At 62.8% G+C, this 15,096-nt stretch carries 17 protein-coding genes; 6 read left to right on the forward strand and 11 right to left on the reverse strand.

Annotated elements, in window-relative coordinates; translation table 11 throughout:
* Nucleotides 1-145 precede the first annotated feature (145 nt).
* From ACZ92H_RS08345 to ACZ92H_RS08370, 6 genes are all read right to left on the reverse strand, one after another.
* Nucleotides 146-1,123 (reverse strand): LysR family transcriptional regulator, encoded by a 978-nt coding sequence (locus ACZ92H_RS08345; RefSeq protein WP_465048973.1) that lies wholly within the window; start codon nucleotides 1,121-1,123, stop codon nucleotides 146-148.
* Nucleotides 1,124-1,166: 43 nt separating this feature from the next.
* Nucleotides 1,167-1,649: a hypothetical protein gene (locus tag ACZ92H_RS08350; protein ID WP_465048974.1), complete on the reverse strand. Its 483-nt coding sequence runs from the start codon at nucleotides 1,647-1,649 to the stop codon at nucleotides 1,167-1,169.
* Between the two features lie 11 nt (nucleotides 1,650-1,660).
* Entirely contained in the window at nucleotides 1,661-3,484 is a 1,824-nt protein-coding gene (gene recQ, locus ACZ92H_RS08355; RefSeq protein ID WP_131373384.1) for a DNA helicase RecQ, read from the reverse strand.
* A 6-nt stretch (nucleotides 3,485-3,490) separates the two neighbouring features.
* A complete protein-coding gene (locus ACZ92H_RS08360) occupies nucleotides 3,491-4,336 on the reverse strand; it encodes an undecaprenyl-diphosphate phosphatase (RefSeq protein WP_131373385.1) in 846 nt (281 codons plus the stop codon).
* A 155-nt stretch (nucleotides 4,337-4,491) separates the two neighbouring features.
* A complete protein-coding gene (locus ACZ92H_RS08365; RefSeq protein ID WP_131373386.1) occupies nucleotides 4,492-5,640 on the reverse strand; it encodes an MFS transporter in 1,149 nt (382 codons plus the stop codon).
* Between the two features lie 34 nt (nucleotides 5,641-5,674).
* Entirely contained in the window at nucleotides 5,675-6,448 is a 774-nt protein-coding gene (locus ACZ92H_RS08370; RefSeq protein ID WP_465048975.1) for a DeoR/GlpR family DNA-binding transcription regulator, read from the reverse strand.
* Nucleotides 6,449-6,701: 253 nt separating this feature from the next.
* On the opposite strand from ACZ92H_RS08370, the gene ACZ92H_RS08375 reads away from it, so the two are divergent.
* Nucleotides 6,702-7,685: a DUF5655 domain-containing protein gene (locus ACZ92H_RS08375; protein WP_465048976.1), complete on the forward strand. Its 984-nt coding sequence runs from the start codon at nucleotides 6,702-6,704 to the stop codon at nucleotides 7,683-7,685.
* Nucleotides 7,686-7,707: 22 nt separating this feature from the next.
* On the opposite strand, the gene ACZ92H_RS08380 is transcribed toward ACZ92H_RS08375, so the two are convergent.
* On the reverse strand, nucleotides 7,708-7,986 hold the full coding sequence (locus tag ACZ92H_RS08380) for a YkgJ family cysteine cluster protein (RefSeq protein WP_465048977.1): 279 nt from the start codon (nucleotides 7,984-7,986) through the stop codon (nucleotides 7,708-7,710).
* A 70-nt stretch (nucleotides 7,987-8,056) separates the two neighbouring features.
* Nucleotides 8,057-8,926, reverse strand: coding sequence for a head GIN domain-containing protein (locus ACZ92H_RS08385; protein ID WP_465048978.1), 870 nt, complete (start codon nucleotides 8,924-8,926; stop codon nucleotides 8,057-8,059).
* 343 nt (nucleotides 8,927-9,269) lie between these two features.
* Here ACZ92H_RS08385 and ACZ92H_RS08390 point away from each other — a divergent pair, with 343 nt between their 5' ends.
* The 4 genes from ACZ92H_RS08390 (at nucleotide 9,270) to ACZ92H_RS08405 (ending at nucleotide 12,554) form a co-directional block, all read left to right on the forward strand.
* Entirely contained in the window at nucleotides 9,270-9,920 is a 651-nt protein-coding gene (locus ACZ92H_RS08390; protein WP_131373391.1) for a TetR/AcrR family transcriptional regulator, read from the forward strand.
* Nucleotides 9,921-10,089: 169 nt separating this feature from the next.
* Nucleotides 10,090-10,740, forward strand: a complete 651-nt coding sequence (locus tag ACZ92H_RS08395; protein WP_131373392.1) for a protein-L-isoaspartate O-methyltransferase family protein — start codon at nucleotides 10,090-10,092, stop codon at nucleotides 10,738-10,740.
* Between the two features lie 15 nt (nucleotides 10,741-10,755).
* Nucleotides 10,756-11,079, forward strand: a complete 324-nt coding sequence (locus tag ACZ92H_RS08400) for a rhodanese-like domain-containing protein (protein ID WP_131373393.1) — start codon at nucleotides 10,756-10,758, stop codon at nucleotides 11,077-11,079.
* A gap of 146 nt (nucleotides 11,080-11,225) precedes the next feature.
* A complete protein-coding gene (locus ACZ92H_RS08405; protein WP_131373394.1) occupies nucleotides 11,226-12,554 on the forward strand; it encodes a TolC family outer membrane protein in 1,329 nt (442 codons plus the stop codon).
* Between the two features lie 72 nt (nucleotides 12,555-12,626).
* Here ACZ92H_RS08405 and ACZ92H_RS08410 read toward each other — a convergent pair whose 3' ends face one another.
* Complete coding sequence (locus ACZ92H_RS08410; protein ID WP_131373395.1) at nucleotides 12,627-13,094, reverse strand: DMT family transporter; 468 nt, start codon at nucleotides 13,092-13,094, stop codon at nucleotides 12,627-12,629.
* 92 nt (nucleotides 13,095-13,186) lie between these two features.
* Here ACZ92H_RS08410 and ACZ92H_RS08415 point away from each other — a divergent pair, with 92 nt between their 5' ends.
* Entirely contained in the window at nucleotides 13,187-14,092 is a 906-nt protein-coding gene (locus tag ACZ92H_RS08415) for a LysR substrate-binding domain-containing protein (protein ID WP_465048979.1), read from the forward strand.
* 32 nt (nucleotides 14,093-14,124) lie between these two features.
* Here the strand turns inward: ACZ92H_RS08415 and gloA are convergent, their stop codons facing one another.
* A complete protein-coding gene (gene gloA / locus ACZ92H_RS08420) occupies nucleotides 14,125-14,532 on the reverse strand; it encodes a lactoylglutathione lyase (RefSeq protein ID WP_070311709.1) in 408 nt (135 codons plus the stop codon).
* Between the two features lie 114 nt (nucleotides 14,533-14,646).
* The gene (locus tag ACZ92H_RS08425) at nucleotides 14,647-15,069 is read right to left on the reverse strand and encodes an OsmC family protein (RefSeq protein WP_131373397.1); all 423 of its coding nucleotides are present in this window, start codon (nucleotides 15,067-15,069) and stop codon (nucleotides 14,647-14,649) included.
* Nucleotides 15,070-15,096: the final 27 nt, after the last annotated feature.

The raw sequence follows: 15,096 nt of genomic DNA on the forward strand, positions 1-15,096 counted from the left end.
ACAATACGAATACGTTAGAGGCGCAGCCGAGATGCGGCTGCGCGCAGCGGAACCGCATCGTAGGCGATAGCCTCATGCCCCGGCCAATGCTTTGTGCGCATCCGGTTATGCATTTATTGCATAGTTGTATTGCCAGGATTGCCAGTCAGGATGGCGCTGTCTCGATGGCGCGCTTGCGGCGCTTGCCGGCGCGCGCCTTGCCGCCCTGCGACTGCACCAGGTATTGCCACAGGCTTTCGACGATCTGCTTGCCGGGACGCAGGCTGGACGGGCGTTCGCGGTACAAACGGATTTCCAGTTCGATTTCCCAGCCTGGCGCGCCGCCGTCGGCGCGCGCCAGGTGCTTGTACTTGACGTCGCGCATGACGGCCGATTCGGGCAGGAAGGCGATGCCGCGTCCCTCCAGTGCCATCATCTTGAGGCCTTCGGCCATGTCCGTCTCGTAGCAGGTGTCGAGGAACAGGGGCGCCTTGGCGTCCGCCACCAGCAGCTCCACCATGCGTCCCAGATAGGCGTTGCTGGTGTAGGAGAGGAAGGGCAGCGGATTCTTGGCGCTGCCCGGCAGGACGAAATCGGGCACCTTGTCCTGGCCGCAGCGCGCATACGCGCGCAGGGTTTCGCGGCCCATCACCAGCATGTCGTAGCGGCCCGGGTCCAGCTGCACCGGCTGGCGCGGATGGTGGTAGCACAGCAGCAGGTCGCAGCCGCCGTCGACCAGCTGCAGCACGGCGTCGTGCACGTTCAGCGCCATCAGGCGGCTGTTGATCGGCGCAAAGCCTTCTTCCAGCGCCGTCAGCCATTTCGGCATGAAGGTCAGCGAGAGGGTGTGCGGCACGGCGAAGTCGACGCTGGTCTGCGTGGCCGCCCGCTTGCCGCGCAAGAGGGCGCGCACGCCGTTGATTTGCCCCAGCATTTCCAGCGCCTGCTCGTAGAACACGGCGCCGGCCGGCGTCAGCCGCGTGGGATACGAGGTGCGGTCGACCAGGTCGATGCCGAGCCAGTTTTCCAGCGACTGGATGCGCCGCGAAAAGGCCGGCTGGGTGACGTGGCGCAGGGCCGCGGAACGGCTGAAGTTATGCGTTTCAGCGAGCGAAATGAAGTCTTCCAGCCATTTGGTTTCCATCGCGGCAGCGTTCCGTTATCAAGGGCAAAGGCAAAGTAGATGGTCAGGCCGTGCCGGTCGATGCCGCCGACTGGTACAGCGATGCCGGCAGGCCGAAGAAGGAGGGCGGGCCCAGGGTCGTGCCCTCGAGCGAGCCGCCCGCGTTCAAGGCCTTGCTGATGGCCGACAGCAGCGAACTGCGGTCGGCCAGGTTTTGTATCAGCGCGCGCGGACCGTTGTGGAAGGTATGCTGGGCGATGTCCACGGCGACAACAAAGATCGGCTCGCGGCGCATGGGGAACTCCACCCACTCGCCGTCCTCGTCCTGCGCGCGGAAGGTATCGGGCAGGGACATGTTTTCGGCGCCGGGCAGGTGCGACGCCAGCACCAGGCCGAAGGCTTCCGGCACCACGTCGGCCAGGCGGCGCACGGTGAGATCGTCCTGCACCAGTAACCGTACTTGGGCTTCCACCGCGTCTTCGGCGTCGGGCTGGGCGCCGAGAATTTTCACGGCCTGATAGATCAGGTCGGACGAGAGTGTTTCCATCAAATCTTCCATTAAATCATCTCCAGGATCATGGCGACGATTTCGTCGCCGTAGGAGGCCAGTTTTTTCTCGCCCACGCCGCTCACGCCGCGCATCTGTTCCAGCGAGGTGGGCTTGGCCTTGGCGATTTCGCGCAGGGTGGCATCGACGAAAATCACGTACGCCGGCACGTTGTGCGTGCGCGCCGTCTCCACGCGCCACCAGCGCAGCTTGTCGAAGATGGCCTGCTCGCTGGTCGACAGATCCGTCTCGACATAGCCCTTCGCCACGCTGGTGCTGCGCTTGCTGGTTTTCACCGGTTTCTGGTACTGGCGCAGCTGCACCTTCTGGCCGCCCTTGAGCACGGGGCGCGAGGCGTCCGTCAGTTTCAGCGAGCTGTATTGTTCATGGTCGACCGAGACGAGGCCCAGGGCGATGGCCTGGCGCAGGATGGCTTTCCATTCCGCTTCGCCCAGGTCCGAGCCGATGCCGAAGACGGACAGGGAATCGTGGTGCCAGGTCTTGATGCGCTCGGACTCCACGCCGCGCAGCACGTCGATCACGTGGCCGCCGGCGAAGCGCTGGTCGACGCGGTAGATGGCCGACAGCAGTTTTTGCACGGGCACGGTGCCGTCGAACGACACGGGCGGCACCAGGCAGGTGTCGCAATTGCCGCACGGCGAAGCCGGTTCGCCGAAATATTCGAGCAGGCGCATGCGGCGGCAGCTGAGCGTTTCGCACAGGCCCAGCATGGCGTCTAGCTTGACGCCCAGCACGCGCTTGAAGGTGTCGTCCGCTTCCGATTCGTCGATCATGCGCCGCTGCAGCACCACGTCCTGCAAGCCGTACGCCATCCAGGCGTTGGCGGCCATGCCATCGCGGCCCGCGCGCCCCGTTTCCTGGTAATAGCCCTCGATGCTTTTCGGCAGATCCAGATGCGCGACGAAGCGCACGTCGGGCTTGTCGATGCCCATGCCGAAGGCGATGGTGGCGACCATGACGATATTTTCCTCGCGCAGGAATCGCGCCTGGTTGGCGCTGCGCTTGGCGTACTCCATGCCGGCGTGATAGGGCAGGGCGCGGATGCCGCTCTGGTTCAGGAATTCCGCCGTCTCCTCGACTTTCTTGCGCGACAGGCAGTACACGATGCCGCAGTCGCCCGCGTGCTCCGTGTTGATGAAGTCGAGCAGCTGCTTGCGGCCATTCGCCTTTTCCACGATCTGGTAGCGGATGTTCGGCCGGTCGAAGGAGGAGACGAACTGGCGCGCGTCGTCGAGCTGCAAACGCAGGGCGATTTCGGCGCGCGTCTGCGGGTCGGCGGTGGCCGTGAGCGCAATGCGCGGCACGTCAGGGAACTGCTCGTGCAGCACCGACAGCTTGATGTATTCGGGACGGAAGTCGTGGCCCCACTGGGCCACGCAATGCGCCTCGTCGATGGCGAACAGGGCGATTTTCGAGGACTGGAACAGGTCCAGGCAACGCTGCGTCATCAGGCGCTCGGGCGCCACGTAGACGACGTCGATGCCACCCGTGCGCACCAGGCGCTCGATGCGGCTCGCTTCTTCGTAGGTCTGCGTGGAATTGAGGAAGGCGGCGCGCACGCCCACTTCTTCCAGCGCGTCGACCTGGTCCTGCATCAGCGCGATCAGCGGCGAGATGACGACGCCGACGCCGTCGCGCAGCAGCGCGGGAATCTGGTAGCACAGCGACTTGCCGCCGCCGGTGGGCATCAGCACCAGCGCGTCGCCGCCGTGGCTGACGTGGTCGACGATGTCGGCTTGCTGGCCGCGGAAGGCCGGGTAGCCGAAAACGGTCTGCAGCAGGTGCAGCGCGCGCTGGTTAAGATCTTGATTCATAGTGCCTTATTCTGCCCAAACAACCCAGCCGAAGTGGGCGCTGGCCAGGACCAGCAAGCCAAACACGATGCGGTACCAGGCAAAAAACGTGAAGTCGTGCGAGCTGATGTAACGCAGCAGCCAGCGCACGCACAGGAAGGCGGAGATGAAGGCGGCCACGGTGCCCAGACCAAACAGGGGCACGTCGGTGGCCGACAGAATGTCGCGCGCTTTGTACAGCGAGTAGAAGGTGGCGGCCAGCAGGGTCGGGATGGCCAGGAAGAACGAGAATTCCGTGGCCGTCTTGCGCGACAGGCCCAGCAGCATGCCGCCGATGATGGTCGAGCCGGAACGGCTGGTGCCGGGGATCAGCGCGAATGCCTGCGCGCAGCCCACTTTCAGGGCATCGAACGGCGTCATTTCATCGACCGAGTTGACGCGCACGGTGACCGGGTTGATGCGCGCGCGGCGCTCCACCAGCAAAATCACGATGCCGCCGATGATGAAGGCCATGGCGACGGGCACGGGCTTGAACAGCGCGTGCTTGATCATCTTGCCGATGGCCAGACCGATGACGGCCAGCGGAATGAAGGCGATGGCCACGTTCAGCACGAACTTGCGCGACTTGACTTCGCTGCCAAAGGTGGACAGCACGCTGCCTATGCGCTGGCGGTATTCCCAGCACACGGCCAGGATGGCGCCCGCCTGGATGGCGATCTCGAACACATCCATCACGTCTTTCGACACATCCTGCGTGAAGTCGAGCAGGCTGCCGGCCAGGATCAGGTGTCCCGTGGAAGAAATGGGCAAAAATTCGGTGAAACCTTCGACCAGCCCCATGATGATGGCTTTTAACGCAAGAATGAGATCCATAGATGTATAAAAGGGTGTAAGTGACAGGATGGGGTGAGCGCGCGGCGCCAGCAATGTGCGCGGGGTCGAAGCTTACCACGAGAGAGGCCCGCGGCAGGCATTTGGACGCTGGCGGGTGGCGCTTTTTTAGCGCCGCCCGCCAGGCAGGGGATGGGTCAGGAAGCTTGTTTCGCCGGCGTGGCCAGGCGCGCGCTGGCCGCCACCAGCAGCAGGGCGCAACCGAGCATGGCGAAGGCGATGTTCAGGCTGGTGGCGTGCGCCACGAAGCCGATGACGGCCGGACCGGCCAGGATGCCCGCGTAGCCGATGGTGGTGATGGCTGCCACGGCCAGGCTGGCCGGCATGGCGTTCTGGTTGCCGGCCGCCGTAAACAGGATGGGCACGATATTCGCGGCGCCGAGGCCGATCAGCACGAAGCCAAGCATGGCCAGGCCCGCCTGCGGCGCCAGCACGGCCAGGAAGAAGCCGCTGGCTGCGCACAGGCCGCCAAAAGTGAGCACGCGCTTGCCGCCAAAGCGGCTGACCACCTTGTCGCCCGTGAAACGGCCCAGGGTCATGGCGATGGCGAAGGCGGCGTAGCCGAGGCCGCCCTTGGTTTCATCGACGCCGCGCGTGGTGGTGAGGAACAGGGCGCTCCAGTCGAGAATGGCGCCTTCGGCCAGGAAGACGATGAAGCACAGCAGGCCGATGAGGATCACGGCGCCATGCGGCATGACGAACAGCGGCGTCTTTTCGCCCGAGGCGGATGCCGTCGGCAGCAGATGGCCTTGCGCCGCGCCCAATACGCCGCACAGCAGCAGCATCACCACCACGCAGGAGAGCGCGGGCGACAGGCCCAGCCAGAGCAGCAGGGCCATGCAGGCCGCGCCGGCGAAGCCGCCCACGCTGAACAGCGCATGAAAGCCCGACATCATGGCGCCGCCATTGGCTTTTTCGATGATCACGGCCTGGATATTGATGGCCACGTCAAATGTGCCCATGGCCGCGCCGAAGAGCAGCAGCACCAGTCCCAGTTGCACGGGCGTGGCCGCCAGCGCCAGGCCGGGCAGGATGGCGATCAGCAGCAGGCCGGCGCTGATGATGACCTTGCGGCAGCCGAAACGCGCCGACAGCATGCCCGTAAATGGCATGGCGCACAGCGAACCGGCGCCCAGGCACAGCAGCAAAATGCCCAGGGTGGCTTCGTCAAGGCCCAGGCGCGACTTGGCGTAGGGCACCAGCGGGGCCCAGGCGGCCATGCCGAGGCCGGCGGCGAAGAAGACCAGGCGCGTGGCGCGTTGTTGCAGGGTGCCGGTAAGGTGCATGGGGGAGCTTTCCAGGAGTCGGAGATGGATAAAGTCAGGCATGCGCGCGCAATACGTGCACGCCCAGCCGCTCAAAGGCGGCCGCGTGCGCCGCATCGGCGTGCGCCTCGAGTACCAGGTGCTGCAGCAAGCCCGTGGCCAGCACGCCGAAGGGGGCGGCCGTGCCCAGCTTGTCGCTGGTGACGGCCACCGCCACGGCCTTGCTGGCGCCGGCGATGCTGCGCTTGAATTCGGCTTCGTCGTAGTTGAACGCCGTCACGCCTGCTTCCGCATCGGCGCCGCAAGCGCCCAGAAAACACAGGTCGGGATGCATGCGCTCGACCGTGCGCAAGGCCTGGGGACCCAGGCTGGCGCCGGCGCGCCGGTCGACCCTGCCGCCAGCCATGATCAGTTCGATTTCCGGCCGTTCCATCAGCAGCATGGCGATCGATGGGGCGTTGGTGATGACAGTGAGCGCTAACTCTGGCAGCGCGCTGGCGATGGCCAAATTGGTCGAGCCTGCATCGAGAAACAGCACCTGGCCCGCGCGCACGAGGGAAACGGCGGCCTGTGCCAGGCGCGCCTTGCGTTCCGGCGCCTCCTGCTTGCGCTGGCTCAAGCTGGAGCCGGCGTCGGGCGCCAGCGGCAGGGCGCCGCCATATACGCGCTGGCACAGGCCGGCTGCCGCCATCTCGCGCAGGTCGCGCCGTATCGTATCTTCGGAGACTTCGAGCTGGCGCGCCAGATCCAGCGCCAGCACTCTGCCATCGGCTTGCAATTGCTGCTGGATCAGCGCGTGGCGTTGTTTGAGGAGCAGGGTAGCGGACATGGTTATTTTTTGGTTGAAACGTGCATGAATGCGCATGAATATACGCAAACGTGCAAAATTCGTCAATGTTTTCCGCATGCGGACAGGCGCCAGCGCTGTGGCGGGCAATTGAACGGGCGTGACCGGCATGACCGTGTGCGCGCAGCCCGATTTCAAATGAATTTGCAAAAAAGATAAATTTACGTTTATGCTCATCGCCGATATCTTGGCACCCCTCGGTGTGTGCTTGCAGAGGAATAAAGGAAACAGACGCATGAGTGACATCAAACTTTTCAAGTTGGCCAATGGGCAGGCCCGGGAGCTGCAAGGGAGCGTATCGGACCTGGAAAAGCCCCTGCAGACCTTGATCGAGGCAAATCTCGACACATTGCTGAACATCCGTTTCTTGGCGAGCGAGTATTCAACTGGCAAGACGCATGCGGGCCGCATTGATTCACTTGGATTGGATGAGAACAATTGCCCGGTTATTCTTGAGTACAAGCGGTCGGTTGGTGAAAATGTCATCAATCAAGGCCTGTACTATCTGGATTGGTTGATGGACCATCAGGCGGACTTTCAACTTCTGGTCCTCGATCAGCTAGGCAAGCTGGCGTCGGAGGCCATTGATTGGAGCGCGCCACGGGTGATTTGCATCGCGGCTGACTTCACCAAGTTCGATAGCCATGCCGTCCAGCAGATAGGCCGGACGATCGAACTTATCCGGTACCGCCGATTTGCCGAGGACCTGCTGCTCCTTGAGTCCGCAAGTTCGGGCATGGGGCCGGCAATCAGGAAAGGTTCCGCCAAACGGCAGGTAGCGATATCAGTCGAGCTCGATACAGTGGCTGCCGGAGTCGCAGGCATGGGAACGAACAAGTTGACGGGACCGGACAAGACATTCACGGAAGTGCTGGCCGGACTGTCGGAACCCATGCGTCAGTTGCTGGCCTCGCTAGAGGATTACACGATGTCTCTGGGGGATGATGTTGAACGTAAAGAGCTGCGCTTGTACCTGGCATTCAAACGGTTAAAGAACTTTGCAACGGTAGTAATACATAAGAAAAATTGCCTCGTGCTGTACTTGCATGTCGATCCGGCACCCGTAGCGCACATCTTGCCCAACGCGCGCGACGTGAGCGCCATCGGGCATTGGGGCACGGGTAACCTGCAGGTGAGCATCAGCACGCTCGCGGAACTTGATGCGGCAAAGCCATTCATCGTTGCCGCGTATGCAGGTCAGCGTGACGGAAGAGCATAGGGGAGGGTGGCCTGCGCGTGCATCAATTGTGCGGCGCGGTTGCCTGTTCAAGTTCAGCCAGCCAGCGCACGGCATGCTCGCGGCTGCTGCCGCACATTTCCGCCGACGGCTGCAAGCTGCCGCAAAAGGCGGGTCGCTCCGGGCGGCCGAAAATCTTGCAGCGGTTGTCGTCGGCCAGCTGGATGCAGCGCACGCCCGCGGGTTTTCCATCTGGCATGCCGGGAATCGGGCTGGTGATGGAAGGGGCGGTGCAGCAGGCACCGCACGATGGGCGGCATGCCAGGGTGGCAGATGGTGACATGGGATTTCAGACGAACGGGTGAGGAGCCGACAGTATAGCAAGCCAGCTCCCCTGTCCTGCCAGGGATTGTTCAGCGCACGATGCTGACGCGCTTGCCAGACAAGGTGCGGCGCGCCGGGTCGCCATGCACGGTGATGCGGCCTGAACCGCTGGCACGGGCATTGACTTCGCTCAGGACGCTGACGTCGATGTCGCCCGAGCCGTTGCCCGCCAGGTAGGCGACGTCGCTGCTCAAGGCGGCCAGGTTGATATCGCCCGAGCCATTCACGTTGGCATCGAGGCGCTGCACGGCGCCGCTGGCACTGATATTGCCGGAGCCATTCACGGCGACGTTGATGCGCTCGCCGCGCACGCTGCCCAGCTGGATGCTGCCCGAACCGTTCTGCACGGCGTCCGTGTTGCCGCTGGTCAGGGCTGCCGCATTGATCCTGCCCGAGCCGTTGTTGGCCACGTCGAAGCGCGCCACCTTGCCCGACAGTTCGCTTTTCATCGAGCCGCGCTGTTCCAGGCTGAAGTCGTCGCCATTCAAGCCGCTCACCACCAGGCGGCCGGCGCCGGAAATCGTGATCTTGTTCAATTGCGGCGTCGTATAGATGACGTGGATGCCATTGCTGCTGCGAATGTTGCTATCGCTCCAGATGCGCAGGGTATTGCCGCTCACTTCGCTATGGATCAGCGGCTGCAAATTGCCGTCCGCTTCGATCACCAGTGAGGGCGCCGGGCCGACGCGCACGTCGATCTTGATATCGATGCGTTTCATGTTGTCGATGTCGAGCGCGGTGAGGCTGCTGACCTGGCGCACATCGCGGCTCACTTGCTGGTTGCCCTGGATGGACGAGCCACCCGATTCCACATAGCGCACATCGCCGTCATTGGGGTTGATCACGATGGCGCAGCCGCCAAGGGCAACGGCACAGCACAGGGCCAGCAAAGTACGCATGGTGTTTCCTTTATGATTGTTTTAGCGCAGGAGAAGAAAAAGAGCCGGCTGCCGCGCCGCGGCTGCCGTGCTGTCGAGAGGCAAGATAGCAAAGCTGACAAGCCGCTACAGCAGAAATGCGATGAACTGCGTAAAACGCGGCGTGAACTGCACGCCAGCCATCTTGTCGACCGCGGCCGTGCCGGCAAGCAGCCCCGCCTGGCCGTCGAACATGGACTGCCGGGGTACTTCTTGCCGCAGCGGCGCGCTACAATGATGCGCCGGGCCAGGTGCCCGGCGCTTGACCTGACCTGTAGACAAGTCTACTATTAATGACTCAAAAGTAAGTTACCCGGATTGACACATGCACGCCCCGATTGATACCAAGCCCCGCTGGGAGCGGCGCAAGGATGCCCGCCCGCAGGAATTGCTCGCCGCCGCCCTCGACCTGTTCGTCGAACGGGGTTTCGCGTCGACGCGCCTGGAGGATGTGGCCAAGCGCGCCGGCGTGTCGAAGGGAACCCTGTACCTGTACTTTGAAAATAAGCAAGAGCTGTTCAAGGCCGTGGTGCGCGACAATATCGTGCATTCCATCGGCGAGGCGGAAAACACCATGGCCGCCTCCGACGACAGCAGTGCCGAACTGCTGCGCAGCGTGATGATGCAATGGTGGCATGAATTTGGCGCCACCAAATTGGCAGGCCTGACCAAGTTGATGTTGGCAGAAGCCAACAATTTCCCGGAACTGGCGCAGTTTTACAACGATGAGGTGGTGACACGCGGCAATGCGCTCATTACCAGCCTGATCGAGCGGGGCATGCAGCGCGGCGAATTTCGCCCCGTCGATGCCGTGCTGGTCACGGCCATCCTCAGCGCGCCCGTCACCATGCTCATGATGTGGACGCATTCCTTCCTGCCCTGCGAGGTCAAGAATGTGGACCCGGTGGCGTATATGGAAGCGTTTATCGACATGAGCGTGCGCGCCCTGCTGCTGGAGACGCCCGATAAAAGCTGATGTGCCGTGCCGGCTGCTACCGTTCAGTTGCCCCTTTTCCAAGGTTCACCCCCTCAAATCTGCAGATCGTCGCAAATTTCCTCCTTCCCCCGTCTTTATGGTTAACATGTGCTTTCAGCCAGTTCAACGATAAAATGGCGGATTATTACTTCACTTACCGAGTCCAAAGATGAATATCGAACAAGCCCGCTTCAATATGATCGAACAGCAAATCCGTCCATGGGACGTACTGGATCTCGACGTGCTGGAGCTGTTGAACGTGGTCAAGCGTGAAAATTTCGTGCCGGCCGCCTATAAAAACCTGGCCTTCGTCGATACTGAAATTCCACTGGGTGGCGGCGAATGCATGTTCACGCCGAAGCTGGAAGCGCGCATCTTGCAAGACGTTGCCGTCAAAAAGCATGAAAATGTGCTGGAAATCGGCACCGGCAGCGGCTACATGGCGGCCTTGCTGGCACACAAGGCGCGTCATGTGACGAGCGTGGAAATCGTGCCGCAATTGAAAACCCTGGCGGAACAGAACCTGGCCGCCAATGGCGTGACGAATGTCACCGTGGAACTGGGCGATGGCGCGCAAGGCTGGAGCAAGGGCGCGCCGTATGACGTGATCGTCGTCTCCGGCGCCCTGTCCGTATTGCCGGAAGCGCTGTTGCAGCAAGTGAAAGTAGGCGGCCGCATCCTGGCCATCATCGGCGAAGCGCCGATCATGTCGGCGCACCTGATCACGCGCAGCTCGGACAAGGCCTATGACACGCGCAAGCTGTTTGAAACCAATGTCACGCCGTTGCAAGCCGTGGCGCCGTCGCACTTCCAGTTCTGAGGCGGCGGAGATTCGATGGAGCATTTGAGCGCCCCCCAGCTGGCCGCCTGGCTGGCTGACCCATCCCGCCCACCTCCGTTCCTGCTGGACGTGCGCGAGCAGTGGGAGTTTGACCTGTGCCACCTCGAGGGCGCGACCCTGATGCAGATGAACTCGATTCCGGCGCGGATCGACGACCTCGATGAAGATGCGCAGATCGTCTGCATCTGCCATCACGGCGCGCGCAGCATGCAAGTGGCTGCCTTCCTGGAGCGCAATGGTTTTGGCAAGATCAGTAATTTGACGGGCGGCGTTCATGCCTGGGCTGTGCAAGTCGACAGCTCGATGCCCAAATACTAAATTATTTTGCAGTAGATGCACTCCCAGGCATGCCATCGAGCATGCCTGCGGAGGCCTGTACCCCGTTCTTACCGGAATGGCTGGCGGGCAGGCTGTAACCGATTTTTGATTCCATCAACTTTTGACGACTCCAACGGAGAAATGCAATGCGGAAACCCCTTATCGCCGTGCTGATGACCAGCGCTTTTTTCTCGCTCAATACGCAGGCGGCCGATCTCATCCAGGTGTACCAGCAGGCGCTGGCCAATGACGCGCAGTATGCCAGCGCGCGCGCGGCCCTGTCGGCCGGGATGGAGCGGGTGCCGCAAGGCTTGGCAGGCTTGCTGCCGCAAATCTCCGCATCGGGCAGCAATACGCGTGGCGATCAGGAACAGATCATCCAGAACAATGGCGGCAACAAGATCACTTCGCCATCCGTGAATGTGCGCACGAATGCCTACAATTTGACCCTGGCGCAGCCGCTGTTCCGCTGGGATCGCTGGGAGACCTATCAGCAAAGCAAGCTGGCGCAGGCAATTGCCGAAGCGCAATTTGCACAGGTGCAGCAAGATCTGATCACGCGCGTGGCGCAGGCGTATTTCGACGTGCTGAGCGCGCAGGACAACCTGGGCGCGACGCAGGCGCAGAAAGTGGCCACGACGGAACAGCTGGCATCGGCCAAGCGCAACTTTGAAGTGGGCACGCAAACGATCACCGACACGCATGAAGCGCAGGCGGCGTATGACCTGGTGGTGGCGCAGGAATTTGCCGCCATCAACGACCTGGCCAACAAACGCAGCGCGCTGCAAACCATCATCGGCGAAGCGCCGGCCTCGCTGGCGCCGATGCGCACGGGCGTGGTCCTCAGCGCGCCGGAACCGGCGGCCGTCGAGCCGTGGGTGGCGTCCGCCGAAGAGCAGAATTATGGCGTCGTCACGTCGCAGTTCAACGTGGAATCGGCCAAGCGCGACATTGGCCGCAACCGTGCCGGCCATTATCCGACCCTGGACCTGATCGCCAACACTGGCCATACCTATTCTTCCGGCGGCGGCAATGGCAACGGCACGAACAACAATGCCATCGGCGTGCAGTGGAGCATCCCGATTTTCAGCGGCTTCGCCGTCACCAGCAAGGTGCGCGAATCGATCGCGCTGGAAAACAAGGCCCGCAACGACCTGGAAACGGCGCGCCGCACGGCAGCGCAAGGCGCGCGCCAGGCTTTCCTTGGCGTCAATAGCGGGCTGGCCCAGGTGAAGGCGCTGGAAGCGGCGGAAGTGTCGAGCAAATCGGCGCTGGAATCGAACCAGCTTGGCTATCAAGTGGGCGTGCGCATCAATATCGACGTCTTGAATGCGCAGAAGCAATTGTTCACCACGCAAAAAGACCTGTCGAAAGCCCGCTACGACACCATCATGAACGGCTTGCGCCTGAAGTCGGCGGCTGGCACCCTGAAGGAAACGGACCTGTTGCCCGTCAACGCCTTGCTGGACAAGTAAACGTTCTTGCCTCAGATTTGCATGAAAACCAGCACCGGCAGCGGCGCTGGTTTTTTTTCGTCTCCGGCGTGCTCAGGCAGCGCGGCTGTTGGCCACTTGCGTCAGAATCACGCCCGCCACCACCAGCCCCGCGCCGGCCCAGTGCAGCGCACTGATGTGTTTTACGGCAAAGCCCAGCAAGCCATGGCGGTCGATGGCCAGCGCGGCCAGCATTTGTCCACCGATGACGGCTGCCATGAAGGGGCCGGAACCCATGCGCGGCGCCAGCATCAGCGCGGCCGTAATATAAAACACGCCTGCCGCGCCACCCAGCCAGGACCAGCCTGGTCCACGCATGGCGACGCCGATATCGGGCGCCGGCACCCGCCATACGAGCATCAGCAGTGAAGCGAGCACGGCGCTGACGGCCAGCGAAGCGAGCGTGGCCCACAGCGGGTGGCCCAGGTTGCGGCCCAGTGCCGCATTCGCGCCCGCCTGGAAGGGGACGACGGCGCCGGCCAGCATGGCCAGCGGGGCAAATAAAGTGATCCATCCATGCATGTCGGCTCCATTACGGTTGAGTTGATGGATCCATCGTATTATGCTGTCATGATTAAATCCAATTCGTAATTTGTCAGTCAACCATGCGCGAAATGAATAGTCTGCGGGCTGTTGACCTGAACTTGCTGGTGATCCTGGAGGCGCTGCTCAGCGAGCGCCACTTGTCCCGCGCGGCCGGGCGCTTGCACATGAGCCAGCCCGCCGTCAGCCATGCGCTGGCGCGCTTGCGCCATCTGCTCGGCGATCCGCTGCTGATACGCGGCAAGGGCGGTTTCCAGCCGACGGCGCGCGCGCTGGAACTGGCGCGGCCGCTCGCCGACGCCCTGCAAAGCGTGCGCTCCGTGCTGGGCGGCGCCGCCTTCGAGGCGGCCACGGCGCAGCGCGTGTTTCGCCTGGCCATGTCCGACTACGGCGCCGCGCTGCTGTTGCCGGCCTTGCTGCGTCGCTTGCGCGTGGAAGCCCCAGGCATCGACCTGGCGATCCGCTATGCCAGCCGGCCAGCCATGATCGCCGGCGTGCAGGATGGCGAGATTGACCTGGCGCTGGGCGTCTTCCCGCAGCTGCCCGAGCAGTTGCACAGGGAAACCTTATTCCAGGAAACGTTCATGTGCGCGCTGGACCCGGCCAGCCTGGCGCCCGGCAAGACCTTGCGCATGGAAACGTATCTGGCGCGCCCGCATGTGCTGGTGGCATCGAGCGAAAGCGGCATGGCGGCGGAAGTCGATGCGGCCCTGGCGCAGCTGGGCCAGGCGCGGCGCGTCGCCGTGCGCTTGCCGCACTGGACGGTGGCGCCGGCGATCCTGATGGGGACGGATCTGATCCTGACGGTGGCGCGGCGCGCCTTGCAAGGCAGCGCGGCGCAAGGGCTGGCGCTGCATGCTGCGCCGTTTGCCATCGCACCATTCCGGTTTGAAACGATACGCCACCGGCGCACGGATGGCGATGCGGGGATCGCCTGGCTGCGGGCGGCCATTGCACAGGCCGTCGCGCCAGGCTGACGTACTACGGTTGAGGTATTACTGCTGAGGTATTACAAGCCGCCGCCCTGGCCGTCGAACTTGCGTTCGATCAATTCGATCTTGTAGCCGTCCGGATCGGTGATGAAGGCGATGACCGTGTTGCCGCCTTTGACGGGGCCTGGTTCGCGCGTCACGTTGCCGCCGTTGGCCCGTGCCGCGTCGCATGCGGCGACGATATCGTCGGCCGAGATGGCGATGTGGCCATAGGCCGTGCCCAGCTCGTAGCTGGTGGTGCCGTAGTTATACGTCAGTTCCAGTTCCGCGTGGTCGGGATTCGATCCGTAGCCGACGAAGGCCAGCGTGTACTGGTATTCCGGATTGTCGCTGGTGCGCAGCAGCTTCATGCCCAGGACGTTCGTGTAAAAATCGATGGAGCGCTGCAGGTCGCCGACCCGTAACATGGTGTGCAAAATACGCATCGTAAATCCTTGATGATGATAGGGGAATGGCAGGATTTTATGCGTTTTACGGCTTTCTTGCCGAGACCGCCCCTGCCGCCCGGCAATCAGGCGGCAGCGGACGGCATGCGGCAATTACTCCAGATGGGCGTCCAGGGTGATTTCCGTGGCCAGCAATTTGGACACGGGGCAGCCGAGCTTGGCGCGCAGGGCCGCATCCTGGAATGCTTCGTTGGTGGCGCCTGGAATGGTCGCCACCAGGGTCAGGTGCACGGCCGTGATGGCATAGCTGTCATCGATTTTTTCCAGCGTGACTTCCGCCGTGGTCTTCAAGGCCGTGGCGCGCATGCCCGCCTCGCCCAGCTGGCCGGACAAGGCCATCGTAAAACAGGCCGCGTGGGCCGCGCCGATCAGCTCTTCCGGATTGCTGCCGGGGCCGTCTTCGAAGCGCGTGTTGAAGCCATACGCCACATTGTCGAGCGCGCCGCTTTGGGTCGAAATGAAACCTTTGCCGTCTTTCAGGCCGCCACTCCAGACGGCCGATGCTGTTTTTTTCATGATGTACTCCTTGCGTGGTTCGAGAGT

The organism is Janthinobacterium foliorum (assembly GCF_978021625.1).